General features: G+C 61.0%; 25 protein-coding genes. 14 read left to right on the top strand and 11 right to left on the bottom strand.

Annotated features, from left to right (window positions below; translation table 11 throughout):
- Positions 1–3 precede the first annotated feature (3 nt).
- The 3 genes from AC1DYF_RS29635 to AC1DYF_RS29625 all read right to left on the bottom strand — a co-directional run bounded on the left by AC1DYF_RS29635 (position 4) and on the right by AC1DYF_RS29625 (position 2,844).
- Positions 4–702, bottom strand: coding sequence for an ABC transporter ATP-binding protein (locus AC1DYF_RS29635; RefSeq protein ID WP_477881095.1), 699 nt, complete (start codon positions 700–702; stop codon positions 4–6).
- Positions 689–1,417: an ABC transporter ATP-binding protein gene (locus AC1DYF_RS29630; protein WP_477881093.1), complete on the bottom strand. Its 729-nt coding sequence runs from the start codon at positions 1,415–1,417 to the stop codon at positions 689–691. The genes AC1DYF_RS29635 and AC1DYF_RS29630 overlap by 14 nt, the downstream gene beginning before the upstream one ends.
- Positions 1,418–1,527: 110 nt before the next feature.
- Positions 1,528–2,844: an ABC transporter substrate-binding protein gene (locus AC1DYF_RS29625; RefSeq protein WP_477881091.1), complete on the bottom strand. Its 1,317-nt coding sequence runs from the start codon at positions 2,842–2,844 to the stop codon at positions 1,528–1,530.
- Between the two features lie 331 nt (positions 2,845–3,175).
- Here AC1DYF_RS29625 and AC1DYF_RS29620 point away from each other — a divergent pair, with 331 nt between their 5' ends.
- Positions 3,176–3,628, top strand: coding sequence for a hypothetical protein (locus AC1DYF_RS29620; RefSeq protein ID WP_477881090.1), 453 nt, complete (start codon positions 3,176–3,178; stop codon positions 3,626–3,628).
- A gap of 6 nt (positions 3,629–3,634) precedes the next feature.
- On the opposite strand, the gene AC1DYF_RS29615 is transcribed toward AC1DYF_RS29620, so the two are convergent.
- Together AC1DYF_RS29615 and AC1DYF_RS29610 are read right to left on the bottom strand one after the other, a co-directional pair.
- Positions 3,635–4,096 carry a winged helix-turn-helix transcriptional regulator gene (locus AC1DYF_RS29615; RefSeq protein ID WP_477881088.1) on the bottom strand — a complete coding sequence of 154 codons (462 nt, stop codon included), beginning with the start codon at positions 4,094–4,096 and terminating at the stop codon, positions 3,635–3,637.
- A 132-nt stretch (positions 4,097–4,228) separates the two neighbouring features.
- Positions 4,229–4,708: a VOC family protein gene (locus AC1DYF_RS29610; protein ID WP_477881086.1), complete on the bottom strand. Its 480-nt coding sequence runs from the start codon at positions 4,706–4,708 to the stop codon at positions 4,229–4,231.
- Positions 4,709–4,862: 154 nt separating this feature from the next.
- On the opposite strand from AC1DYF_RS29610, the gene AC1DYF_RS29605 reads away from it, so the two are divergent.
- The gene (locus AC1DYF_RS29605) at positions 4,863–5,813 is read left to right on the top strand and encodes a LysR family transcriptional regulator (RefSeq protein WP_477881084.1); all 951 of its coding nucleotides are present in this window, start codon (positions 4,863–4,865) and stop codon (positions 5,811–5,813) included.
- 12 nt (positions 5,814–5,825) lie between these two features.
- Here the strand turns inward: AC1DYF_RS29605 and AC1DYF_RS29600 are convergent, their stop codons facing one another.
- Genes AC1DYF_RS29600 through AC1DYF_RS29590 form a run of 3 tightly spaced genes read right to left on the bottom strand, consistent with a single transcriptional unit; the run spans position 5,826 to position 9,358 of the window.
- Positions 5,826–6,845, bottom strand: coding sequence for a dihydrodipicolinate synthase family protein (locus AC1DYF_RS29600; protein WP_477881082.1), 1,020 nt, complete (start codon positions 6,843–6,845; stop codon positions 5,826–5,828).
- A 12-nt stretch (positions 6,846–6,857) separates the two neighbouring features.
- Entirely contained in the window at positions 6,858–8,345 is a 1,488-nt protein-coding gene (locus tag AC1DYF_RS29595; RefSeq protein ID WP_477881080.1) for an NAD-dependent succinate-semialdehyde dehydrogenase, read from the bottom strand.
- 2 nt (positions 8,346–8,347) lie between these two features.
- Complete coding sequence (locus AC1DYF_RS29590) at positions 8,348–9,358, bottom strand: ornithine cyclodeaminase family protein (protein WP_477881079.1); 1,011 nt, start codon at positions 9,356–9,358, stop codon at positions 8,348–8,350.
- Between the two features lie 140 nt (positions 9,359–9,498).
- Here AC1DYF_RS29590 and AC1DYF_RS29585 point away from each other — a divergent pair, with 140 nt between their 5' ends.
- The 7 genes from AC1DYF_RS29585 to AC1DYF_RS29555 all read left to right on the top strand — a co-directional run bounded on the left by AC1DYF_RS29585 (position 9,499) and on the right by AC1DYF_RS29555 (position 16,935).
- Positions 9,499–10,161, top strand: coding sequence for a FadR/GntR family transcriptional regulator (locus AC1DYF_RS29585; RefSeq protein ID WP_477881077.1), 663 nt, complete (start codon positions 9,499–9,501; stop codon positions 10,159–10,161).
- A gap of 364 nt (positions 10,162–10,525) precedes the next feature.
- On the top strand, positions 10,526–11,476 hold the full coding sequence (locus tag AC1DYF_RS29580; RefSeq protein WP_477881075.1) for a LysR family transcriptional regulator: 951 nt from the start codon (positions 10,526–10,528) through the stop codon (positions 11,474–11,476).
- Between the two features lie 73 nt (positions 11,477–11,549).
- A complete protein-coding gene (locus AC1DYF_RS29575) occupies positions 11,550–12,470 on the top strand; it encodes a fumarylacetoacetate hydrolase family protein (RefSeq protein ID WP_477881073.1) in 921 nt (306 codons plus the stop codon).
- 14 nt (positions 12,471–12,484) lie between these two features.
- Entirely contained in the window at positions 12,485–13,279 is a 795-nt protein-coding gene (locus AC1DYF_RS29570) for an SDR family NAD(P)-dependent oxidoreductase (RefSeq protein WP_477881071.1), read from the top strand.
- Between the two features lie 155 nt (positions 13,280–13,434).
- Positions 13,435–14,433 (top strand): hypothetical protein, encoded by a 999-nt coding sequence (locus tag AC1DYF_RS29565; protein ID WP_477881070.1) that lies wholly within the window; start codon positions 13,435–13,437, stop codon positions 14,431–14,433.
- A gap of 72 nt (positions 14,434–14,505) precedes the next feature.
- On the top strand, positions 14,506–15,642 hold the full coding sequence (locus tag AC1DYF_RS29560) for an FAD-dependent oxidoreductase (protein WP_477881069.1): 1,137 nt from the start codon (positions 14,506–14,508) through the stop codon (positions 15,640–15,642).
- 411 nt (positions 15,643–16,053) lie between these two features.
- Entirely contained in the window at positions 16,054–16,935 is an 882-nt protein-coding gene (locus tag AC1DYF_RS29555; RefSeq protein ID WP_477881068.1) for a hypothetical protein, read from the top strand.
- 389 nt (positions 16,936–17,324) lie between these two features.
- On the opposite strand, the gene AC1DYF_RS29550 is transcribed toward AC1DYF_RS29555, so the two are convergent.
- Together AC1DYF_RS29550 and AC1DYF_RS29545 are read right to left on the bottom strand one after the other, a co-directional pair.
- Positions 17,325–18,296 (bottom strand): fumarylacetoacetate hydrolase family protein, encoded by a 972-nt coding sequence (locus tag AC1DYF_RS29550; protein ID WP_477881066.1) that lies wholly within the window; start codon positions 18,294–18,296, stop codon positions 17,325–17,327.
- 22 nt (positions 18,297–18,318) lie between these two features.
- The gene (locus AC1DYF_RS29545; RefSeq protein ID WP_477881065.1) at positions 18,319–19,242 is read right to left on the bottom strand and encodes an NAD-dependent epimerase/dehydratase family protein; all 924 of its coding nucleotides are present in this window, start codon (positions 19,240–19,242) and stop codon (positions 18,319–18,321) included.
- A gap of 173 nt (positions 19,243–19,415) precedes the next feature.
- On the opposite strand from AC1DYF_RS29545, the gene hisD reads away from it, so the two are divergent.
- From hisD to AC1DYF_RS29520, 5 genes are all read left to right on the top strand, one after another.
- Positions 19,416–20,735: a histidinol dehydrogenase gene (gene hisD / locus AC1DYF_RS29540; RefSeq protein ID WP_477881063.1), complete on the top strand. Its 1,320-nt coding sequence runs from the start codon at positions 19,416–19,418 to the stop codon at positions 20,733–20,735.
- The gene (locus AC1DYF_RS29535; protein ID WP_477881061.1) at positions 20,732–21,502 is read left to right on the top strand and encodes an SDR family NAD(P)-dependent oxidoreductase; all 771 of its coding nucleotides are present in this window, start codon (positions 20,732–20,734) and stop codon (positions 21,500–21,502) included. Before hisD ends, AC1DYF_RS29535 begins: the two co-directional genes overlap by 4 nt.
- A 155-nt stretch (positions 21,503–21,657) precedes the next feature.
- On the top strand, positions 21,658–22,818 hold the full coding sequence (locus tag AC1DYF_RS29530) for an alpha/beta hydrolase family protein (protein WP_477881059.1): 1,161 nt from the start codon (positions 21,658–21,660) through the stop codon (positions 22,816–22,818).
- Positions 22,819–22,892: 74 nt separating this feature from the next.
- Positions 22,893–23,243, top strand: a complete 351-nt coding sequence (locus AC1DYF_RS29525; RefSeq protein WP_477881057.1) for an antitoxin Xre/MbcA/ParS toxin-binding domain-containing protein — start codon at positions 22,893–22,895, stop codon at positions 23,241–23,243.
- Complete coding sequence (locus tag AC1DYF_RS29520; RefSeq protein ID WP_477881056.1) at positions 23,244–23,741, top strand: RES family NAD+ phosphorylase; 498 nt, start codon at positions 23,244–23,246, stop codon at positions 23,739–23,741.
- Between the two features lie 6 nt (positions 23,742–23,747).
- On the opposite strand, the gene AC1DYF_RS29515 is transcribed toward AC1DYF_RS29520, so the two are convergent.
- On the bottom strand, positions 23,748–24,758 hold the full coding sequence (locus AC1DYF_RS29515) for an SMP-30/gluconolactonase/LRE family protein (RefSeq protein ID WP_477881055.1): 1,011 nt from the start codon (positions 24,756–24,758) through the stop codon (positions 23,748–23,750).
- Positions 24,759–24,920: the final 162 nt, after the last annotated feature.

Below are 24,920 nucleotides of genomic sequence, written 5' to 3'. Positions count from 1 at the left end.
CCGTCAGTCCCCGAAATAGGCGGAGGTCAGCCGCTCGATATCCACCGAGCCCGACTGTTGCTGGAGCGTGACCTGGCCTTTGAGCAGGCACAGAAGCCGATCGCTGACGGCAAGGGCGCGGTTGATGTCCTGTTCCACCACGATCAGCGACATGCCTTCGGCGCGGATGGTCTTGAAGGATTCGTAGATCTGCCCGACCACGACCGGCGCCAGGCCGAGCGAAATCTCGTCGCACAGCATCACGCGCGGATTGGACAACAGCGCCCGGCCGATGGCGACCATCTGCTGCTGGCCGCCCGACAGCGTCACCGCCATCTGCGCGCGCCGCTCCGCGAGGATCGGAAAGAGTTCATAGACGCGGGCAAGCGTCCAGGCGCCGGAACGCCTGGTGAGCGCACCCATGGTCAGGTTTTCCTCGACGGTCAGCGAGGCGAACAGCATGCGCCCTTCCGGCACCATGGCGATGCCGGCCCGGGCAATGCGCTCGGCGGGATTGCCGGCAATATCGGTCCCCTCATAGCGAATCCGGCCGCTGATATTGCGGTTGAGCCCCGTCAGGCAGCGCAGGATGGTCGATTTTCCCGCGCCATTGGCGCCGACCAAAGCCAGGCATTCCTTTTCGGCCAAAGCCAGCGACACGCCGAACAAGGCCTGCATGTCGCCGTAGAACGCTTCGAGGTCTTCCACTTCAATGAGAGCCATCGACGGCGAGCCCCATATAGATTTCCTTGACGATTGCGCTCGACATCACGTCCTCAGGCTCGCCCTCGAGCAGCTTGCGGCCGAAATGAAGGACCGCGATCCGGTCCGCCACGGATTTGAGCGCATGGGCAATGTGCTCGATCCAGATGATCGCGTGGTCCTTCTTGAGTTCGGCTATGGTCTGCACCAGCCTGTCGACTTCGCGCTCGGTCAGCCCGGCGCCGATTTCATCCAGCATCAGCAATTTGGCACCGACGGCGAGCGCCTTGGCGAGTTCCAGGCGCTTGCGGTTGAGCAATGTCAGTGAACCCGCCTGCTTGTTGCCCATCTCGGCGAGGCCGGTCCGGTCGAGCACATCGCGTGCCACGTCGCGCGCCCGTTTGGCCGAAAGCCGCGCGCCGAAACTGGCGGCCGAATAGACATTCTCATAAACCGAGAGCCCGTTGAACGGCTGCGGGATCTGGAAGGCGCGGCCGATACCCCGATGCACCCGCTTATGCGCCGGGAGGCGGGTAATATCCTGCCCATCGAGGAAAACCGAGCCGCTGTCCGGCTCAAGGCTTCCCGAAATCAGCGAAAACAGCGAACTCTTGCCGGCACCATTGGGGCCGATCACGCCGGTGCATTCGCCGACATCGATCTTGAGATCGACGTGATCGGCAACCACGATCGCGCCAAAACTCTTGTTGAGATCCCTGACTTCCAGAAGGGCCAAAACCGCACCTTATCGTTTTCATCGGACCCCGCCGCATCGACAAATGTCGACACGCATCGGTTCAGCCGGGAAAGCCGGGCGAATTTTCGCGCCCGGCCATCTATCATGGATCAGAACGCCAGCGGCTGCAGCTTGCTTTCGACGGCAAGCGCCGGATTGGTGGAATTATCGACCACTTTGAGATCGAACGGGAACTTGCCGCCATTCGTCTTCTGCCACTGACCGGCGGCAATATGCGTCAGGCCGATATTCTTGAGCGGCGAGCCTTTGAAGTCCACCTTGCCGACGACGGTGTCGACGGTCAGCGCCGCAATCGCATCGCGAACCGCCTTCTTGTCCTTCGGGTCGGACGCAGACTTGAGCGCGGCCAGTCCCACTTCCAGCAGCGCGTGGTCGTAGCCGAGCGGCTGGGTCCACTGGTTACCGGTCGCAGCCGTATAGGCATCGCCGATTTCACGGGCACTCTGACCGGTCAGCGACGACTTGTAGGGGAAGGATGGCGTCCACCAGACTTCCGTCGACATGCCATTGCCGCGGTCGCCGAGATTGCCGACCGAAGACGGGAAGAGCAGACCGGCGGCAATCGTGCAGATCTTCGGCTTGAAGCCGACCTGGATTGCCTGGTTCCAGAAGGTGGCAAGATGGTTTTCGAAAGCATGACCGGCGACAATCTCGACCCCGGCCTCTTTGAAGGCGGCGATCTGGGTGGAGAAATCGTCCGTATCCATGCGGAACAGGCCGCTGTCGATCACGTCATAGCCAGCCGCCTTGAAAGCGGGCGGGAAGCCGTGCGTGGGATCATGCATTGCCCGGCCGCCGTCATTGTCGGCATAGAGCGTGCCGACCTTCTTGTTGGTCGGCAGCGTATCCCACATCTTGGCATAGGCGACGCCAAGCTCGTCAGCGCCCCAGAAGAAGTGGAAGGTGAACGGAAAACCCTTTTCCGCATTGTATTTGCGCTGGAAGGCCCAGCCCTGCCAGGGACCCTGGGAGGATATCTGCGGCACGCCGCGCGCATCGGCCAGATTGGCGATCGCCGTGCCGCCCTCGGCATCGGAAACCAGGATGATATCGGGCTGATCGTTGAGGATCAGCTCATTGCCCACCTGCAGCGAGCGCGTCGGACTGGACTGGTTGTCCTTGACGATGATCTCGACGGCATAGGTCTTGCCGTTGATTTTCACCCCATCCTTGAGCGCCGTTTTCACCGCCTCGATCGTGTGAGTGGTCGAAGCGCCGAAAGAAGCACGAATACCGGAAAGCGGCACGACAAAGCCGATGCGCAGCGTATCATCGGCAGCGAGCGCCGGGCGCAAAGCCGGCATGGAAAGCGCGGTCGTGGCCGCTGCGAGCTTGCCGGCGCCGCGCAGCACGTCGCGCCGCTTGAGTTTGGCGCCCACCATGGATGTAAGAAGATCGTCGTTCATAAGAACCTCCCAAGGTAATCGTGACGATGTCCGCTGCCGCAAGATCTCACGGAACGCTTCAGGCCCTCCCCCTTAAGCATTCGGTCTTGCGTTCGATCGGTACTTGTTTATACACTCAACCAATTACGGTAAAGACGGTAAATCCGGATCGCTCTATCGGTTTCATCGATACATCGAGGAGATCGATCGCCGAAGCGCTCCATGTCCGGATATGCCGCCGAACGAAGCGGAGACCTGCCGATGAAGGACATGAGGAGAAGCGCCGGGAAACGGAGCGGCCCAAGCCCGAACACACGCGCCAACGGGGACCAGACCCGCGAAAAGATCATCAATGCCGCCGAAATCCTGTTTTCTCAACCAGACGCGCCGCGACCGGCTTACCGCGCTCGATACGAGCGGCAATGTGTCGCTCGAAAGCCTGCTCGACGCCTTCATGCATCCCCTTTTCGAGCAGATGCAGAGCGACGACGAAGGCTGGCAGGCCTATCTGCTGCTGCTCGCCAAGCTCGGCGCCCATGAACGCTGGCTGGGCCATATCAGGGAGAATTTCGACGAGACCGCCAATCTCTTCGTCACCCGCATGCGCGCGCTCCTTCCGGACATGGGCGAAGAGGAATTGATGCGCGGCTTTTCCTTCATCCTGGTGCTGATGTTGCAGACCGTTTCCAAGAACCGCCGCGTCGATGCGCTGTCAGACGGACGGTATTCGAGTTCCGATCTCGACACATCCTATCGGCTGCTGCTGAAATTCTGTCTGGCGGGGCTGAATGCGTTGCGGGATTGACAAGCATCAGGCGACGAACTCGGCCCTTGCTTTGGCAATCACCGGCTCGTTTTCCTTGATCCAGCGGATCATGTCCTCCAGCCTGTCGGCCAACTGCCGGCCCAACGGCGTCAGGGAATAGGTGACCGCTGGCGGCACGCTGGGGAAGACCGAGCGTCCCACCAGTCCATCTCTTTCCAGCGCCCTGAGCCTGAGCGTCAGCATGCGCTGCGATATCGCCTTCTCGGCCGAAACCACCGCGATGATCCGGCGCAAAGCTGCGTGCCGGTAGCTGCCGGTGGCGAGCACGGCCAAGAGCAGTGCACTCCAGCGGTCGCCGAGCCGGGCCATGATTTCGCGCACCGGATCGTTGCGCTCATGCGCGGCCGCGGCGATATCATCAGCAAGTGCAGTGAGTGCGGCGGCATCGAAGGCGGGATCCGTCTTCTTCAAATGCGCGACAAGGTCTTTCAGCGGGTCTGCCGACATGGGGCTCCGGGCGAGGCTGGCAATCGGTGCGGCGGATCGATGCCGGATTGACGGTCGATCCGCGCCAACAATAAGCCATGCCGCGGGAAAGAAAAGCGTGCCCGCGTTCACCCGCATCCGTAACGAAAAGCCCTATTCGGGGAAATCCCGCCGGCCGAGGATCTCTATCAGGCTTCCCCAGGGATCGGTGATGAAGAAGGCAGTGGCCGGCGTCATGCCGTCACGCAAGTTCGGGTCGGCTTCCTCGCGCATGGGCGTGCCCACACCGCGCGCCACGCCGGCGATCCGTGCGCCTGCCCCATGGAGCTTTTCCAGCGCCGCCTGCACGTCATCGACGGCAAAGCAGAAATGCTTCATGCCCTGGACCTGCAGGTCGGTATTGGGCCGTAGGCGGCCGGCAGGTGTCGGCTCGGAACCGGCAATCTCGAAAATCTCGATCCGCATCGCGCCTTTGCGGACGAACGCGCCGCGCGCCTTGATATGGGCGATCTCGAAGCTGAATTCCGGTTCGAAACCAAACATCGCGCGCCACCATTCGATCGCCGCATCGCGGTCGCCGACGCTGATGCAGAAGTGATGCGGAACGATAGTGTCCAGAAGTGGCGCTTGCATGATGATCCTCTTGACATAAATTAGTTGGTTGACCAATTAAATAATTGCGGAAATCGCGCCGGTCAATGTCGATCCTCATCTCGGTACGCCATATGCCTATCGAAGGGATCGATGAACGAGGGGCCATCGATCCGCGAAGCGCTGGGAGGACGCGATGCGGTTCAAGGGACTCGATCTCAATCTGCTGGTGACGCTCGATTGCCTGCTCACCGAGCGCAATGTTTCGCGCGCGGCCGATAAATTGTGTCTGAGCCAATCGGCGACGTCGGGCGCGCTGACGCGGCTGAGAGAATATTTCAACGATGAGCTCCTCGTGCAGCTCGGCCGCAGCATGGTGATGACGCCGCGCGCAGCCGAACTGCTGCCGGCCGTACGCAATGTGCTGCTGCAGGTCGAAGGCACGATCATCAAGCGCCCGGAATTCGATCCGCTGACCGCCAAGCGCGAGATCCGTATCGTCGCTTCCGATTACATGGTGATCGCCGCGCTCGCCGATATCCTGCGGACGATCAAGCAGAGGGCGCCCGACCTGAGCTTTGTGCTGATCTCGCCGGGCGAAGACCCACGCGGCATGCTGGAGCGCGGCGAAGTCGAATTCCTGGCCATGCCGGATGTCTACCTCTCGCCGGATCATCCGAGCGCGCATCTGTTTTCCGATGACTATCGGGCAGTCGTCTGGTCAAGCAATGCGCATATCCAGGGCGACGGCATCTCGCTCGCGGACTTCCTCAGAATGCGGCATGTGACGGTGAGCTACACGCTGACCGGGCCGAGCTTCGAAGGCTGGTTCATCGAGCGCTTCGGCAACGACCGGCTGGTGGAGGTTTCCACCTCATCCTATTCAACCGTGCCCTTCCTGATCGTCGGCACCGAGCGCATCGCGCTCATGCACCGGCGGCTCGCAGAAGTGTTTTCGCAGATGATGCCGCTCAAGCTGCTCAAGCCGCCGGTCGAAATCCCGCAAATCCATGAGACATTGCAATGGCATGTCTATAACGACAGCGACGAGTGCCTGATCTGGCTGCGCGGCCAGTTCATCGAACTGATCGCGGCCCATCTCGGCAGCCCGATCGGCACTGCGGCAACCGATCCGCAGGACCGATAGTTTCGCGGCGGGTTACATCGGATTGCGCCCGACAAAGAACTCCCGGAACGGCTCCATGCTCGGCTGCAGCTGCGCATCGATCAGCCCCTTGCGCAGGGCCAGCATTTGCTGGTCATGAATGCGCTGCGTCGGCATCCTGAGTGGTCCGCCGTTATAGCCCTGCAGCCATCCCTGGAATTTCCAGACATAACGGTTGATGAAGTGGCCGCCGTGCATCTGCTGCGCCACTTGCGTCTTGACCTTGCGCGCCGGGTGAAGCTGCCAATAGATGCGGGTCGCCTCATCGAATTCGCCGGCCCGCAGGTGATTGAAGACCCTGGGGATCATCGGACCGTAATATTCGTGGTCGCTGGTCGCGGAAAGCTGGATCGGCATGAGCTGTGCGAGCGGGATGAGCTCGCCCTCGATCGGCATCGAGATCACCACTTCCTTGCCGAACAGGCGGTCGCATTCGATCACGCTCTGGATGCCAGGAAAACCGCCTTCGGCCTTGATCGCCGCAATATTGGGGCAATCATCGATCAGCCGGCGGATCACCGATACGGGGATGTCGGAGGGGTGGATGCGGGTCGCAAATCCCCAGAGGAACATCGGGAAAAGCATGACCGCGAGATTGGTCGCGTCACACAGAGCCTTGGTATAATGATAGATATCGTCTTCACTCTCGGGATAGAAGGCCGGAGGATAGGAAAGAAGCACGAATTCGGCGCCGGCGGCCTCCGCGCCCTTGAGCGCCTCGATATTCTGCTCCAGCGTGTTCCAGCTGGCGTGATGCACGATAACCAGCCTGTCGCCGGCTTCGTCCTTCATGATGCGCAGGAATTCGAGATATTCCGGCAAGGTGATTGCGACCTCGGAAACCCCCAACGACCCCATGAAGCCGTGTTCAATGGCCAGACGGGTGTCGTGCCGGATCGCCTTTTCGTTCAGGCGGGTGAGATCGTTGGAAAAGGACGGGATCGTGCAGTTGATGACACCGACCAGCTTTTCGCGCGCCCATTGGCGCGCCTCATGCCGCTTATAACCAGCCATATCGTTTCCCCTTCAAGCCGCTTCACCTGCGCCTTCCCAGGCGAGGTATTTGAGTTCCAGAAATTCCTCGATGCCGTAGATCGAGCCTTCGCGGCCGATACCGGACTGTTTCACGCCGCCGAAGGGCGCCACTTCATTGGAGATCAGGCCGGTATTGATGCCGACCATGCCCGCTTCGATCGCCGCAGCAACGCGCCAGATCCGCGCTGCATCCCGGGAGAAGAGATAGGCGGCGAGACCGAACTCGGTGTCGTTGGCAAGGGCTATGGCCTCTTCCTCCGTCTCGAAGCGGACGATCGGCGCCACCGGCCCGAAGGTTTCCTCAATCGTGACCAGCATGCCGGAGGTCACGTCGGCAAGCACGGTCGGCTCGAAGAACAGTCCGCCGCGGGCATGCCGCCTGCCGCCGCCCACGACACGCGCACCCTTGGCCACGGCATCCGCGATATGCGCCTCGACCTTGGTCAAGGCATTTTCGTCGATCAGCGGCCCCTGCTGCACATCTGGCTCGAAACCATCACCGACTTTCAGCTTCGCTACGCGCTCGGCCAGCATCTCGACGAAACGGTCGTAAACGCCGGCCTGGACATAGGCGCGGTTGGCGCTGATGCAGGCCTGGCCGGTATTGCGGTATTTGGTGGCGATCATGCCATCGACGGCCTGGTCCAGGTCGGCATCGTCGAAGACCAATAGCGGCGCATTGCCGCCCAGCTCCATCGATGCCTTCTTGATCGTCGCGGCCGATTGTTCGAGCAGCAAGCGGCCGACTTCGGTCGAGCCGGTGAAGGTGATCTTGCGCACGAGCGGATTGCCGGTGAGTTCCGGGCCGATGTCGCGGGCCTTGCCGAGGACGACGTTGAAGACGCCGGCCGGAATGCCCGCACGCTCGGCCAGTTCGGCAAGTGCCAGAGCCGTCAAAGGCGTCTGCTCGGCCGGCTTGACCACCATGGTGCAGCCGGCGGCGAGCGCCGGCGCTGCCTTGCGGGTGATCATTGCCGCCGGAAAATTCCACGGCGTGATCGCGGCGCACACACCGACGGGCTCCTTGAGCACGACAATCCGGCGCCCGGGCTCGGGTGCCGCCATGACATCGCCGCGAACGCGCTTGGCTTCTTCGGAAAACCATTCGACGAAGGAGGCCGCATAGGCCACCTCCCCTATGGCTTCACGAAGCGGCTTGCCTTCCTCCAGCACGATGATCCGTGCCAGGTCCTCGGAATGGGCGGTGATCAGCTCGTACCACTTGCGCAGCAGGATGGCGCGCTGTTTGCCTGTCAATTTTCGCCATTTGCCATAGGCGACGTGGGCGGTGTCGATCGCAGCGGAAACCTGGTCCCGGCTCAATCGCGGCAGGTCTGTCAGCTTGGCACCGGTCGAGGGGTTGAAGAGCGCATAGCCTCCGCCGTCGCCTGCATTCAGCCATTGCCCGTTCACATAGGCCGCGGTCTTCCACAGGCTGGGATCTGAGAGAACAGAGGGTGTAGGAATAAGATCGGACATCGTCATTTCAGCACCGGCCTGATCGTTTGGGAAAGAGGCGTTCCGATGCCGAGCGCCTTGGCGCGCGCCAGGCACATGGCTGCAACCGAAATATCCTGCAATGCTGCACCGACCGATTTATAGAGTAGGATCTCGTCATCCGCCTGCCGGCCCGCCCTGCGCCCGCCGATCAGATCGGCAAGCGCGATCAGCTTGCCGTGAAATTCGACGCCGGCCTGCTTGGCCGCCCGCATGTCGCCGGTATCTTCGCCGACTTCAGCCGGCATGTCGGCGACGATGAGGCTGGCGCGGGAAATCGTCAGAGGATCGACCTCCCTCTGCTCCGGAAGCGTCGAGCCGATCGAGGCGATGGTCATTCCGTGCGACAGCCACTCGCCCTGGAAAAGCGGTACTTCACCACGCGAACGCGCGGCACAGAGCAGGACATCGGGCGCCGCTTCCACAACCGCCTGGGCGGAATCGAAATCGGCAATATCAAAGCCTGACGCCGACATGTCGCGCACGAAGCTGCTACGGCTCTCGGCGCGGGGGCTGAAAACCTTTACCGTTCCTATGTCACGGGTGGCGGCGAGCGCCTGCAGATGGTTGCGCGCCTCAAATCCGGTGCCGAGCACGCCGACATCGATCCTGCCCGGTCGGGTCAATGCATCGACGGCGAGTGCGGTGGTCGCGGCCGTCCGATAGCCAGTGATCAGATTGCCGTCGATCAACGCCACGAGCTCGACCGTCGACTGGTCGAACAGCGGAATCACGTAGCTGGCTCGACCTTGACGGTGGTTCGCGGCAATCAGTTTCGCGCCCATGACGCTGCCGTCGGGCGCAACGCCGGAAAGCGTGCGAAGCCAGAGGCCGTCGCCCCTGGCCATCGTTCGCGGCGGAAACATGGCGTCGCCGATCGTCTCTCCATAGGCGGCCTTCAATGCCGCGATCGCGTCTTTCCAGGAGAAGACACGCTCCACGTCTTCGCTGCCCAGGAACAATGTCGGGCTGGTGAGGTCTGCAACGGCCGGCAAGGCACACTCCTTATATCAATCAATTTCTCGATTACTGTCTAATTAATATTCATATTGATGCATGTCAATACTAATATTGATTGATGTTGAATTCTCTCCAAGCGCCCATTACAAACGCATTGGATGATCCGGAGTGGACAATGCCCGAGCCGAATGACGACCTTTCCCGCTTGCGCGCCTATATCGACGAGAGGATTTCGAGCGGCGATCTGCAATTGCCGCCGGAGCCGAAGCTCGCCGAGGAACTGGCGGTTACGCGGGGCCGCGTCCGGACGCTGCTGAAACGGCTGGAGGAGGAAGGGGCGATCTGGCGGCATGTCGGCAAGGGCACATTCGTCGGCCAGCGCGCCCTGGACGTGGCATCGCCGGAATGGCTCGACGATATCAGCCTCGGCGACATCATGGATGCGCGCAAGGCGCTCGAACCCCAGCTTGCCGCACAGGCGGCAATCGCCGCGCGCCCAGCCGACATACAGGCGCTCGAGCGCTGCCTCGCGGAAATGACCGAGGCATCATCCTATCCGCAATGGAAACGGTTGGATGAACGCCTCCACCGGCTGATTGCCGAGGCGACGCGCAACAGCCTGCTGCTCCTGCTCTATGACACGCTCAGGACGCAGGGCCGCGCCAGCCTCGATGCCCGGCTGAACGAAGTATTCGCCAGCCAAAGCGCGCCATCCGAGACCGACAAGCAGCATTCGGCTATTGTTGCGGCCATCAAGTCGGGAGATCCGGACCGGGCGGAGAAGGAGATGCGCACGCATCTGATCAAGGTGCGGGAACGATTGTTCGGCATTCGGTAGCGCTAAAGAAAACAAGGATTTAAAGACTGGGTATGTGCTGATGCCGATCGACGGATGAGGAGCCAGCGATCGGTCAAGCCGCTAGAGTGTGCTGTTATGATTTGGAAACATTCTGCCGGAGCAGGTTTTCGTCAGGAAAGGGATGATCGCCGATGGGCATACCCTTAGGTACGTTCGAGGCGATCATCCCTTTCCTGACGAAAATATGCCCGGCCCTTCGGGTTGGCTGAAACGGGCCGCCTATCAGGCCGGCCGGCTTGGCCGTATGCTTTGGCTACGACGCGCGCCTGCCGGCCTGATATTCGACTCCGTTTGAGCCAACAGAATGCTTCCAAATCATAACAGCACACTCTAGGAGGATGCCGTGCGGTTCAAGGGACTTGATCTCAATCTTCTGGTGACGCTCGATTGCCTGCTCACCGAGCGCAATGTTTCGCGCGCGGCCGATAAATTGTGTCTAAGCCAATCGGCGACATCGGGCGCGCTGACGCGGCTGAGGGAATATTTCAACGACGAACTGCTGGTGCAGCTTGGCCGCAGCATGGTGATGACACCGCGCGCTGCCGAACTGCTGCCGGCCGTGCGCAACGTCTTGCTACAGGTCGAAGGCACGATCATCCAGCGGCCGGACTTCGATCCGCGAACCACCAAGCGCGAAATCCGCATCATTGCCTCCGATTTCATGATCATCGCCGCACTTTCGGAAGCGCTCCGCGCCATAGAGCGCAAAGCGCCCGACCTGAGCTTCGTACTGATCTCGCCGGGCGAAGACCCGCGCGGCATGCTAGAGCGTGGTGAAGTCGAATTCCTGGCCATGCCGGATATCTATCTCTCGCCGGATCACCCGACCGCGCATCTGTTCTCGGATGATTACCGTGCCGTCGTCTGGTCGGGCAACGAGCAGGTCCAGGGCGACAGCATTGCGCTGGCGGATTTCCTCAAGATGAGGCATGTCACCGTCAGCTTCACCCAGGCGATGCCGACCTTCGAGGATTGGTTCATCGAGCGCTTCGGCACCGACCGGCTGGTGGAAGTGTCTACCTCCTCCTTCTCGACCGTGCCCTTCCTGATCGTCGGCACCCAGCGTGTCGCGCTGATGCAACGGCGGCTGGCGGAAACCTTTGCCGGGATGATGCAGCTCAAGCTGCTCAAGCCGCCGGTGGAAATCCCGCATATTCATGAGACGCTGCAATGGCATGTCTATAACGACAGCGACGAGTGCCTGATCTGGCTGCGCGGCCAGTTGATCGAGCTGCTCTCGGCCAATTCGGGCAGGCCGGCGGCGCCCGGAGCCATCCATCCGCGGGACCGATAGATTCTATCTCGGAAATCCATTTTTCCGAAGGGATGGCTGCGGCTAAGACGGTATCGGTCAGGGGAGGAAGCCGATGAGCCAGGGAGCGCAGATCCCGTTCATATTGGGAATGTTCACCGTCAGCGGCAGCCCGGCCTTTCCGGCGCTGGTGCTCGACGACGAGGCGGCGATTTCGATCGAGGCGGTCGCGCCGCTGGCCGCACGGCTCGGCATGGCCTTGACCGACCGCGAGTCGATTTACGGCCTGCTGCAGAATTGGGAGCACAATTTCGGCGCCCTCTCGGCAACCGTCATGGCGCTCGACGATGCCGCAGCCGGCAAATATTTCCGTAGCGCACTGACGGCGGTGGAGTTTCTTACGCCTTGCGCGCCGATCGAGGCGCCACGCCAGATTCTTTGCCAGCTCACCGGCATCGGCATATCGAAGGGGCCGAGATTCACGACAAAACTCGCCTCCACCGCGGTCGGGCCCAAGGCCAAGATTCATCTGCCCAAGCGCCCCGGCAAGGTGGTCGCCGAAGCCAAGATCGGCGCTGTCATCGGCCAGCCTGCCTATCTTTGCGACGCCGACGAGGCTGCCGCGGCGATCGCCGGCTATGTCACGGTCACCGATGTGACCATGCTCGATGCACGCCAGGACGCCTGGCTGGAGGGCAAGTCGCAGCCTTCCTTCCTGCCGACCGGCCCCTATTTCGTGCCGCGCGCCTTTGCCGGCGATATCGCCACGGCCGACATCAACATTGCCGTCAACGGCGAAAAGTCCTTTCCGGCGCGGTTCGGCGACCGGGCTGAGACGATCGAAGCGAGCCTCGCCCGGCTGAGCCAGGATTTCCAGCTGTTTCCGGGCGACATCCTCTGCTGCGGCGTCGACAGCGGGCCACTCCTGAAGGACCTGCCCGCGCTCGGCGATGGCGATATTGTCGAAACGGCCGTGAACGGACTTGGCCAGCAGACACTCAATGCCATGCGCACCAGCGACGCGGTCAAAGGCTGATCGAGGAGACGAATATGGATTACACACCCAATGTCATCGCCGCCTGGTCGGGAACGCGTGTCGCCGGCAAGAACGCCGTCGTCACCGGTGCGGGCCGCGGCATCGGCAAGGGCATTGCGCTGATGCTTGCTGCCCAGGGCGCGCGCGTGCTCGCCTGCGACATCAATGCGGCGGCACTCGAACAGCTCAAGTCGGAAGCAGAAGCGGCTGGCCTGCCGGAGATCTTCACCACGGCCTCGGACCTGACCTCCGAAGACGGCGCCGCTCAGCTGAGCAGCGCGGCAAGCCAACATCTCGGCGACGTGCAGGTGCTCGTCAATGCGGCGGCCATCGTCGCCTTCGCCTGGATCGAGGACATGAGTTTCGCCGACTGGCGCAAGACGATTTCGGGCGAACTCGACACCGTCTTCCTCGTCACGCGCGCCATCTGGCCGCTGATGAAGGCCAAGGGCGGCTCGATCATCAATTTCTCCTCCGCCAATGCCCACGTGGCGCTCGACACCTCGCCTGCGCTTGCCCATTGCGCCGGCAAGGGCGGCGTGCTGGCCATGACTCGGCAGATGGCGATGGAAGGCGGCAAGCTCAATATTCGCGCCAACTCGATCGCCCCCGGCTTCATTCTGACGGAGGAAACGGAGCGCCATCTCGGCAACGAGGGGATGATGAAGGCGGTCTGGAGCAAGATGATGCTGGCTCAGCTCGGCACGCCCGAGGATACCGGCTGGCTGGCCGTCTACCTCGCCTCCGATGAATCCCGCTATGTCACTGGCGCCGATCTTTCCATCGATGGCGGCGCCACAAGCTGGTGAGATGCATCGGCGGCATCGATAAATCCTATCTCGGCAATCCATTTTTCAGATTGTTTGGTCGGCTGTATAAGTAAACGAAATGGAGGAAATCGGCGGCAAAGCGTTCGCGGATGTCGACGATTTCGCTGGCGCACCAGCACAGACAGGGAGGCCACATGGCTATCACGGGCATTGAAACGCTGCTTTTCGGCGTCGAGGACTTGGAGAAGAGCACCCGGTTCTTCGACGATTTCGGCCTCGTGCAGAAGGGCGCCGACGAACACCAGACCCATTACCGGCTCGACGAAGGCTCCAACGTCATCCTGCGCTCTATCGACGATCCGAGCGTGCCGACGTCGATCTACCAGGGCAAGGGCGTCAAGAAGGTGACCTGGGGTGTCGACAGCCAGGAGAGCCTGGACGAACTGGCGGAGAAGCTGGCGAAGAACCAGGAAATCCGTCGCGACAATGACGGCACCGTGCATTTCATCGCCGGCGCCGGCCTGCCGTCGGCGCTGAAGGTCTTTACCCGCAAGAAGGTCACCTATGCGCCGGACCCGATCAACGCACCCGGCCATATCAATCGCCTGAACACCCAGCGCAAGTGGAAGACGCGCGCCCGGCCCAAGACCATCACCCATACCGTCTTTGCCGTGCCCAATCCGCGCGAGGAATATGAGTGGTATCGCGACAACCTGAATTTCCGCATGTCGGAGGAACAGATCGGCATGGGTTTCTATCTGCGCTGCGACGGCGCCAATGAGCACCACAACCTGTTCCTGATCGACATGAAGTTCCCGGCACTGCCAGGACATCCGATCTATCATCACACCAATTTCGGTGTCGAAGACATCGACGAACTGATGATCGGCACCAATTATATGACCCGTAGGGGTTGGAATACCGGACCGCTCGGCAGCGGCCGGCACCGCATCGCCTCGGCACTGTTCTCCTACCTGGAATGCCCGGCCGGCGGAGAGGCCGAATATGGCGCCGACAGCGACTATCTCGACGACAATTGGATTCCGAGAGAGTGGAATCGGGTGTTCGGCACTTATTCCTGGATGCACAAAATCCCGGCTTTCCTCGGCGAAGCGCAGAAATGGGAATTCCGGCTGCATCCGGAATTCGTGCCGCAGAACGACAGCAAGGGCAGCGCCGGCTGGTCCGAATAGAGCGCAACGAACGATCGGAACGCACAGGTCCGGGCCGCGGAGCGGCCGGGGCAGCGAGGAGGAGTGTGTCGCATGAACAATCAGCCACTGGTGCGGAAAGTCCTGGTCGTCGGTGGCGGCGTCGGCGGCATGGCCGCGGCGATCCGGCTGCGCGAGGCGGGAACCGAGGTCGATCTGGTCGATATCGACCCCAACTGGGGCGTCTACGGCACGGGCATCACCCTATCCGTGCTGACGCTCAGGGCGCTTTGCGACCTCGGGCTCGCCGCCGAGGTGATGGCCGAAGGCAATTGCTATGACGGCTTCACGCTCTGCGGCCAGGATGGCGACATCCTGCGGCAGATTGAGTCGCCACGGCTCTATTCCCCCGACGTGCCGGCGGAAGGCGGCATTCTCCGGCCTGCCCTGCACGCGATCATGAAACGCCGGGTCCTGGCGGCAGGTGCCAATGTCCGCACCGGCGTGACGATCTCGAACCTTTCGCAGGATGCCGAGGGCGTGGACGCCGCTTTTACCGACGGTACGAGCGGTCGCTACGATCTCGTTATCGGCGCCGATGGCCTGTTCTCCAAAGTGCGCAATGCGATCTTGCCGGACGCTCCGAAGCCGCATTTCACCGGGCAGGCCTGCTGGAGGGCGCTGTTCGACATCCCCGAGGGCTGGACCTGCGGCCGCATGTTCCTGAGCGAGAAGATCAAGCTCGGCTTCACGCTCTGCTCGCCGGACAAGATGTATCTCTATCTGCTGGAACACGTGCCGGAAAATCCCTGGCGGGAGAAGGACGAGCTGCCTGGACTGCTGCGGGGTTTGATGGCCAATTTCGGCGGCGAGGCTGCAAGGCTGAGGGAAACGATCAAGGCCGACACGCCGATCGTCTACCGGCCGCTCGAAAGCGTCTTGTTGACGGACACGTGGAGCCGCGGCCGGGTCGTGCTGCTCGGCGACGCGGCCCATGCGACGACACCACATCTGGCTTCGGGTGCAGGTGCTGCTGTGGAAGATGCGATCGTGCTTGGCGATGAACTTGGCGAGGCAAAATCCGTCGACGAGGCGCTTGCCAATTTCAACCGCAAACGCATTCCGCGCGCTTCGCTCGTGGTCAACAATTCACTGAAGATCGGCGAACTGGAAATGCATGGCGGCTCGATGCAGGAACAGGCAGCGCTGATGGGCGCCTCGATGCAGGCGATCGCCGAACCTTATCGCTGAGGGAAATTCGGTTCGCAAAAGCAATCGGCTATATGGGGGTAGAACAAGGTCCGTTCCCGCAGACACGCTACTTCTATTAAGGCTTCGCCCCATGACTTTCAGCCCAAAGCCATCCGCCCGATGATGGCGAGGCGCGACCGTGTTTTCGGCGGGGCTATTGGAACTCGCCGGGCGAATGGATGGCGACGTCGAACCTGCGGACCTCCGCGCATTTGGGAAGCATTTAGACGACAACTCTTGCGCGTTAAGCGTGATGGCTTGACAATCTCACACTGAAATGGAGTGCAAACATTAAACGGACACGCCAACACGGCGGCCTCACAACCTTAGCGGCTGTACAATAGGAAGACTTTGAGATTATCTATTGGAAACAGAGGTTATTTCGGTGAGGTCAAGAAATTGTTAGAGCATATGGCTATCGCCTATGTCGGGCAGGGTGAGGATAACATTAAAGGTATTGCTTACCTTCTCATAGTGGTTGGGGCGATTATTGCAGGGATTGTAACCCGTTCAAATGCGGAGATGGGGCGTGCGCATTATTTCGCGTATGGGATGCTCATTTTATTCCTCTCAAGTTTCGTGGAATTGGTTTGGCTTTTTAGTGTACCGGCAATTATCGGCGGCTACCTCTGGGTCTTTGTGGCTCTTTCGTTTTTGGCATATTTGGTGTCGGGTTTTTTTGGGTGTCGTGCGGCGATTGCAAGGTCGCGAGATGCCTTTGGACATGGCCGCAGAGCGTTTCTTGCATTTATACCGATCGCTAGTTTGTGGCTTTTGTTTAAGGAGTCGCAACAACCAGCATCGCCCAATAAAATGCCAACAATAGCGATTTTTTCCGGGGGCTTAGGCGTCGTTACAGGCTTTGTCCTTCTTGCGGCGACGGTGTGGGTGACTGTATTTTTGCAAGAACAAGCGCAGGCGATGTCGCAGCAACAGGCACAAAATAATCCAGATGCAGAGAGAGCAGGTGTGGATTTATTGATCGGGTCAAAAGGTCTCGAAGGCGCTTTGCGAGCTATGGCTGCGGCGGCGAATACCCCGATAAAGGTTGATGAGATTACATCAATCTCCAAGATTGAGGCTATAGGAATGCAATTGCAACGCACCTACACCGTGGATGGCGAGAATATGGCAATGCCAGAGACACTTCGCTCAAGGCATCGGGAGCAAATTTGCGCTAGCTCTTTCGTATCGATTTTTCGAGCAGGGGGATCGCTCCGAGAGGTTTATGTGGAGAAAAGTGGGCGTGAGATAGGTGAGGTAATGGTAACCGCCAAAGACTGCGACCACTGACCAGGCCAAGGAGGCCCCTTTAATGTTCAGGAGCTTTATTTTATACTTGGTCCGGAGGAAAATGCAGGCCTTGACGCCTCTACAGCCAAAGCCGAGCGCGGTGAGTTTGCTACCGACGAGGAAGTTGCCGCGCTTTAGGCGAAGTTCAAGCGGTGAGACTTCGTGAAATGCGGCGAGCCTTGTGGCTGTTCGAAATCTTTTCCTACATTGAGGAAAGTTCGCCATGGGGAGCTGGGACCATCGCGCACCGGCTGGACAGCATCTCTTAGACGATGAACAAGAGCCGACCCCACGATTCGCGGAATCTGGTTCGTTCGAGCCGCTGCAATGAAATAATGCGCTTTTCAATCGGTGGCTAACAGTGACCTCCGCAAGTGACACGACATATTTCAGATGCCGCTGACCGATTGCTCGATCGCCCCGAACAGGACGCCGCCATCCTTGCGGCGCGCTTCCATCCGCACGGTGTCACCATAGCGCATGAAGGGCGTCTTCGCGCCGCCGAGATCGATGATTTCGATGCCGCGCCGCTCGGCGATGCAGCTTGAACCGACCTCGCGGAAATTCCGGTTGGAAACCGTGCCCGATCCGATCACCGTGCCGGGTACGAGATTGCGCGAATAGGCGGCGTGGGCGACGAGTTCGTGGAAACCAAAGCCCATGGCAAAGCCGTTCGCGGCACCAAAACGCCTGCCGTTCCAATCGACCAGCAGTTCCAGGTCAAGCCGGCCATCGCGCCAGCCTTCGCCCGCTTCGTCCGGCGTGACCGCGACCGGGGCCATCGAGCAGGGTGGCTTGGCCTGTATCCAGCCGAAGCCGGTCTTCATTTCGATCGGCGCGATCCGCCTGAGCGACCAGTCGTTGATCTGCACCAGAAGGCGGATATGCGCCATTGCCGCCTCAGGCGTGGTGCCGATGGGCACCCGGTCGGTGATAACGCCGAACTCGCCCTCGAAATCAATGTCGTCGGTCTCCGATGGAAATGGTATCCTGTCGTGCGGGCCGTAGAACATGTCCGACACACCCTGATACATCAGCGGCCTGCCGGTCTTTTCCTTCTTGATGCCGAAGACGGCATCCATCAAGTCGCCATGGCTCTCGAAGGCCGAACCGTCAAGCCATTGCCAGGCGCGCGGCAGCGGCGCCATGGCCTGATCGGCGTCGAAGGTGATTTCTCCGGCCACGGAACCGGCATTCATCTCCTGATATTGGGATTGAAGCCGGGGTGCCAGTGTTTCCCAGTCCTCCAGAAGGCGCTGCATCGTCTCGACACCGAGGGCGGGTGCGGCGCGTTTCAGATCGCGGCTAACGACATGGAGCCGTCCGTCCGGAGTGCCGTCTCTGAGGCTTGCAAGTTTCATCATCTTCCTCCTCGTAACCTGTTCACAGTGACGCACGCACCAGTGCATCCGCATTCGTGTCGCGACTGAAACCGAGCCCGTCAGCGATGTCGGTGGCGATCTGCGGATAGGAGCCGAACAGCGCCACCAGTTCGTCGTCCGGTGTGTAAGTCACGCGTGCGCGGCTTTGCGGAAAGCGGCGATGCAGAGCCTCGACCAATTCCTCGAATGTCACGGACAAGGTCGGCAGGGTGAAGGCACGATCGCGGCCCAGCCGGGCTCTCTCCAGACTGCCCGCGTGCAGGAAATTACGCGCTGCAGTCTCCACCGATGTCAGCCAGGTCGTGGAATGTGGATGGACCGGCAAGACGATATCCTCGCCGCGCATGACGGCATAGAAGACGCGGCTCATGAAAGCCGATTTCAGCCGCGCATCGGCGCCATCGCGGGCCATGACACCCGAGAGCCGCAGCGAGACGCCGTCCAGCCAGCCGCGTGCGGCAAAATTGGAAATCGCCGTTTCCATCATCAGTTTCTGCGCGCCATAGACCATGGTTGGACCGGTCGGCGTCTCATCGGTGACGAGGGCCGGCATCGGCTTGGCGTAAACGGCGATGGTCGAGGCGAAGACCAGCCGCGTGTTGGGATCGGCGTCGCGCAGCGCCTCGATCAGGGTGAGCGATGCGTCAATATTGACCTTGCGGGCCAGCGCATAATTGGCCTCCGCAGCGCCGCCGAGAATGGAGGCCAGCAGGTAGACGGTCGCGGCCCCGGCAACGTGTTTCTGCAGCAGCGACGAATCGCCAAAATCGCCGCGCACGATGCTGAGGCGCAGGTCATCAGTCCGCCGCGCGGCAATGGGCGCCTGATCGATGAGGACGAGTTCGGAAATATCCGCTTCGGCCGACAACAAGCTGGCAAGCCGCTGGCCGACAAAGCCGCCCGCGCCGATGACGACGACCTTCATGAACCCTCCCGTTTAATTAATTGGTTGATCAACCAACAAACTAGTCTTTTTGAAACAGAAAGCAATCGAGTGACCTATCCGTTTTATCGATAGTCCTTATCGAAACCGCTTATTTGAACAGACGACCAAATAACTCTATAACTCGCTGAGATAATCATGAGGAGGAGACCGACATGGCGCATTGGTTGAAGCGCGGTGCCGAACCACAAAGCGTCGCCGAACAGGATCGCAAGGTGCGGGATGTGGTCGAAACGACGCTTGCCGACATCGAAGCGCGCGGCGACACCGCCATTCGCGACCTGTCGATCAAGTTCGATGGCTGGGATCGCGACGACTATCGCCTGAGCCAGGCCGAGATCGATGCCTGCCTGGCAAAACTTTCTAAGCGCGACATCGCCGATATCGAATTCGCCCAGACGCAGGTCCGCAACTTCGCCAGGATCCAGCGCGAGGCGATCCGCGATGTCGAGGTGGAAACCCTGCCGGGGGTGATCCTGGGCCACAAGAACCTGCCGATACAGGCGGCCGGCTGCTACGTGCCGGGCGGCAAATACCCCCTCCTTGCCTCCGCGCATATGTCTGTCATCACCGCCAAGGTGGCCGGCGTGCCGCGCGTGATCACCTGCGCCCCGCCTTATAAGGGCCAACTCGCGCCGGCGATCGTTGCGGCACAATATCTCGCCGGCGCCGATGAGATCTATGCGCTCGGCGGCATCCAGGCGGTGGGCGCCATGGCGCTCGGCACAGCATCGATCGCGGCGGTCGATATGCTGGTCGGTCCGGGCAATGCCTTTGTCGCGGAGGCCAAGCGGCAGCTGTTCGGCCGCGTCGGCATCGACCTTTTCGCCGGTCCGACCGAAACGCTTGTGATCGCCGACGACAGCGTCGATGCCGAACTCTGCGCCACCGACCTCTTGGGCCAGGCCGAGCACGGCCCGGACAGCCCGGCCATCCTGCTGACCACATCGGAAAAACTGGCCCGTGACACGCTGGCCGAAATCGAGCGGCTTCTGGAAATCCTGCCGACGGCCGAAATCGCCCGCAGATCCTGGGCAACGTTCGGCCAGGTGATCGTCGCCGATTCCGACGAGGAAATGGTCGAGATCGCCGATGACATCGCCTCCGAACATGTGCAGGTGATGACGCGCAATCCCGATTATTTCCTCGACAACATGACCAATTACGGCGCGCTGTTCCTCGGGCCGCGCACCAATGTCGCCTATGGCGACAAGGTCATCGGCACCAATCACACGCTGCCGACAAAGAAGGCGGCGCGCTATACCGGCGGGCTCTGGGTCGGCAAATTCCTCAAGACCTGCACTTATCAGAAGGTTTTGACTGACGAGGCCTCGGCAAAAGTCGGCCGCTATTGCTCGCGCCTCTGCGATCTCGAAGGTTTTTCCGGCCATGGCGAGCAGGCCAATATCCGTGTCCGGCGCTATGGCGGCGACAACGTGCCCTATGCCGGCCGTGCCGAAGAGCTTGCCCGATGACGACGGCCCTCCCAAGGACGCCCTCTTTCCGCCTCGATGGCAAGCGCGCGCTTGTCACCGGGGCGGGCAGAGGACTGGGACTGGCAGCGGCAGCGGCACTGGCTCAAGCCGGCGCGCATGTCGTGCTTGCCGCGCGTTCGGAGGACGAGATTGCGCAAGCCGCCGGAGCGATAAAGGCTGCCGGCGGCTCGGCGGAAGCCATGTGCCTCGACGTGACCAGCACGGAATCGGCAGCGCAGACGATCGCGGCAAAAGGCCCGTTCGACATCCTGTTCAACAATGCCGGAACCAACAGGCCCAAGCCGGTCGCGGAGGTGACGGAGGCCGATTACGATGCTGTTCTCGACCTCAATCTCAAGGCTGCCTTCTTTGTTGCCCAAGCGGTGGCGAAAGGCATGATCCACTCCAAACGCCCTGGCTCGATCGTGCATATGAGCTCACAGATGGGCCATGTCGGCGGACAGAACCGCACGCTTTACTGCGCCTCCAAATGGGGCATCGAAGGCCTGAGCAAGGCTATGGCGCTCGATCTCGCCCCATACGGCATTCGCTCCAACACGATCGCGCCAACTTTCATCGAGACGCCGATGACCAGGCCGTTTCTGGAGGATGAGGCCTTCCGGACATCGGTGTTGGCCCAGATCAAGTTCGGCCGGCTCGGTCAGGTCGAGGATGTCATGGGCGCCATCGTTTTCCTGGCTTCCGATGCGGCAGCCCTGGTGACTGGCACGTCACTCGTGGTCGATGGCGGCTGGACGGCGGATTGACGTTTGAAGAACTTGGGCAACCCGCTTTGCCACACGCAACGGTGCCATGAGCGGCGACCGTTCGATAGGGTGCAGGTGGCAACGATTGGCCCCTCCTTCTCGTGGGGAGAGGGAGGAGCCAATCCGATACAATTTTGCAGGAGAGGAGACCTCTGATGTTCGAACCCTTCCCCGGAAATTATGTGTGGAACCTCTCCACCAATCTGGCGCTGATGTGCGGCGGCAATCACGGCGAGCTTGATGAAGCCTGCCGGCCGATCCGCGAGGCGGCGGCGCGTGGCGAGGATGCTGGCACGGCACTTTTCTTCGATTCCTGGGTCAATGTCGCCCGCAAGGTGATCGCCATGGGTGATCGCGATTTCGACATAGGGCGCGAACTGTCGGCCGGCATCAAATACCAGCGCGCCGCCGGCTATCTGCTCGCCGCCGAGCGCATGCAAAGCCGGGACTATGCGCCGCGCTGGCAGGCTTACAATGACGGTCTCGCCTATTTCCGCAAAGGCGTGGAGCTACAGGGCAAAGGCGTCGAATTCGTGCAGATCCCCTATGAGGGAAAGTACTTCACAGGCCTGTTCGTCAAGGCGGCACCTAGTGCGGATGGCCGGCCGGCGCCTTGCCTCGTTTCCTGCAACGGCCTCGATTCGATGAAGGAGCAGATCTTTGGCGCCGGCAATCCGGAAGCGTTTCGGCTGCGCGGCGTGTCCACCCTGGTCATCGACCAGCCCGGCACCGGCGAAGCCTTGCGCAATCTCGGCCTCGTCGGGCGCCATGACTCGGAAGCCTGGGCCTCGGCCGCGCTCGATTACCTGCTGACCCGCGATGATGTCGATCCCAGCCGCATCGGCATGTTCGGCCTGTCGTTGGGCGGTTATTTCGCTCCGCGCGCCGCCGCCATGGAGCCGCGCTTCGCGCTCTGCGCCGTCATGGGTGCGAACCATAATTGGGGCGAGATGCAGAAGCGGCGCATGGCGCGCGAGGGCGACCGGCCCGTGCCGCACTATTGGGACCATGTGATGTGGGTGTTCGGCAAGAAGACGATCGAAGACTTCATGGACTGGGCGCCCAGCATGGACCTGAATGGCGTGGTCGAGAAGATCAAAGTGCCCTTCCTGATCACCCATGGCGGCGGCGACCGGCAGATCCCAGTCGAATATGCCCACCAGAGCTATGATCAGGTCGTCAACAGTCCCAAGCGCACGCTCTTCATCACCACCGGCGACGATTTCGAAGTCGAGCATTGTGGCGCCGACAATGGCACGATCCTGCGCGACTATATCGCCGACTGGGTCGGTGAGACGTTTGCCGAAATGGCCTGAGCAACCATCAGGCTTGAACAACGGCAATTGTGACGCTATATTGCGTCATAATTCATGGCATGGAGTTCAAGCCTATGGCACTCGCCCAATATGCGGATAATGGATTTTTCGCACCGCGCAAGATTGCCGATGCATTCCGAACCACCAGCGAGGAAGTCGCCCGCACGGCCGGTCTTGGCCGGGACGCCATTCAGCGGAAAGAGCGTGTCCTTTCGGACAAGACGCAGCGGCGATTGCGGGAGATGATCGAGATCGTCAACAAGGTCGAGCCGCGTTTCGGCTCGGCGCTGATCGCCTATGCCTGGTACCGTTCGGAACCGCTGGCGGGATTTTCCGGCCAGACGGCGATGCAACTGGTGCAAAGCGGGCGCGCCGCCGAAGTGCTCGACTATATCGACGCGGTCGATGCCGGCATTCACGCGTAAATGCGCCACCGGGGAAAGCTTTTTCGGGCATTGAACCCGGTCTATGCGCGCGAGCCGCTCTCCGGTCGCGGCGCGGAACTCTATGGCGGCCGGTTCAATCCCAAGGGCATGCTGGCGCTCTATACCTCGCTCTCCGTTCTCGTCGCCCTTCGGGAGGCCAACCAGGTCGGCAACCTGCAGCCGACGACGCTCGTCTCTTATGAAGCGGATATCGAGCAGGTTTTCGACAGCCGGGATATGGCCGCCCTCAAGGCAGAGGGCATGGACCCCGCTGGCCTCGCGGACACGACATGGCGCGATCAGATGAAGAAGAACGGCGAAGCGCGGACGCAGACCTTTGCCCGGACCCTCTTCGCTAGGGGCTTTCACGGTCTGCTGGTCAGAAGTTTCGCCCCCGGCACAGGTCCGGATGATCTCAATCTCGTCCTTTGGACATGGAGCAATGCTGCCCCGTCCCGTTTCGTGCTGATCGATGACGAAGGCCGCCTTTCGCGTTGAGCGAGGTCACCAGTAAATCAACGGCAGGCCTGCAACCGGGCTCCGAAAATACGGAATACGATTGCCTCTGAGCGAACCAAGATAGACCGTCTTCAGGTCCGGGCCGCCGAAGGTCAGCGAGGCCATCCAAGGGCAGAGCGTTCCGGTCGCAGCCGCCATCAGGTCCGGCGTCACCCTGCCCTCTTCCCAGGCTTTGTCGAGTTCGGCGGTCTTTTCCGGGTTGCCGTCGTCGAGCATGGTCAACAGATCGCCCTCGGGCGTGATTGCCACCAGCCGGTCGGCCATGATCAGCGTCGTCCAGAGATTGCCGTAAGCGTCGAAGGCAATACCGTCGCAGAAACCGCCAACATTGGACGGGCCGTAGATCTCGCGATTGGTCAGTGCGCCGTCGGCCTGGACGCGGAAGCGGGTGATGTTGCGCGACGTGGTTTCCGCTACGTAGAGCCATTCTTCCTTGGCGTCGAACCGCAATTCGTTGGTACCGCAGAGATTATCGGCGACGATGCGCACGCCCTTGTCATCGATCAGCGCGATATAGCCGTCGCGGCTCATAGTCTTCACGTGATCGGTCCACGGCACCATCTGGGTCGTGACCGTCAGCCAAAGCCTGCCCTTGCTGTCGCGGGTGACGAAATTCGCCTTGCCGACCGGCTTGCCATCGATGTTGTCGATCAGCACCCGGCTCTCGCCGCTGCGCCGCATGAATTCCAGCCGGTCGGTGCCGAAATTGGCAATCAGGAAATCGCCATTGGCGTCAAAGGCCAGGCCATTTGGCAGGCTGCCCATCGTGTTGACATAGCGATCCTCGAACGAGGCTGCCGCGTGGTTCTCCAGCCCCTTTTGCAGGATGAGTTCCTGTTTCCCATCCGGATCGATGCGCATCACGCCGCCGCGCGCGTCAGCCGACCAGAGCGTCCCGTCGCGTTCGGCCAGGATGCATTCCGGCCGCTCCAGGCCTGAACCGATGAAACGGATATCCTCACGCCGCACCTGAAATCCCACAAGCGGATTGGTCATCGGCCTATCTCCTTATTTAGTTGTTCGACCAACCAAATAATTTTCGACAACGATTGTCAATGCTTGCTGCTTGAATTCGTTCAAATTTCCGCACGTGGACGACGATGCGATCGGACTGGGAACAAAAATGTTCCTTCTTCTCAGCCGTATTGAGCTCGACTA

It is taken from the genome of Rhizobium sp. P2_G9, from assembly GCF_056403475.1.
The sequence above is the reverse complement of the archived record's forward strand: the minus strand, read 5'-3'. Positions and strand labels throughout refer to the sequence as shown.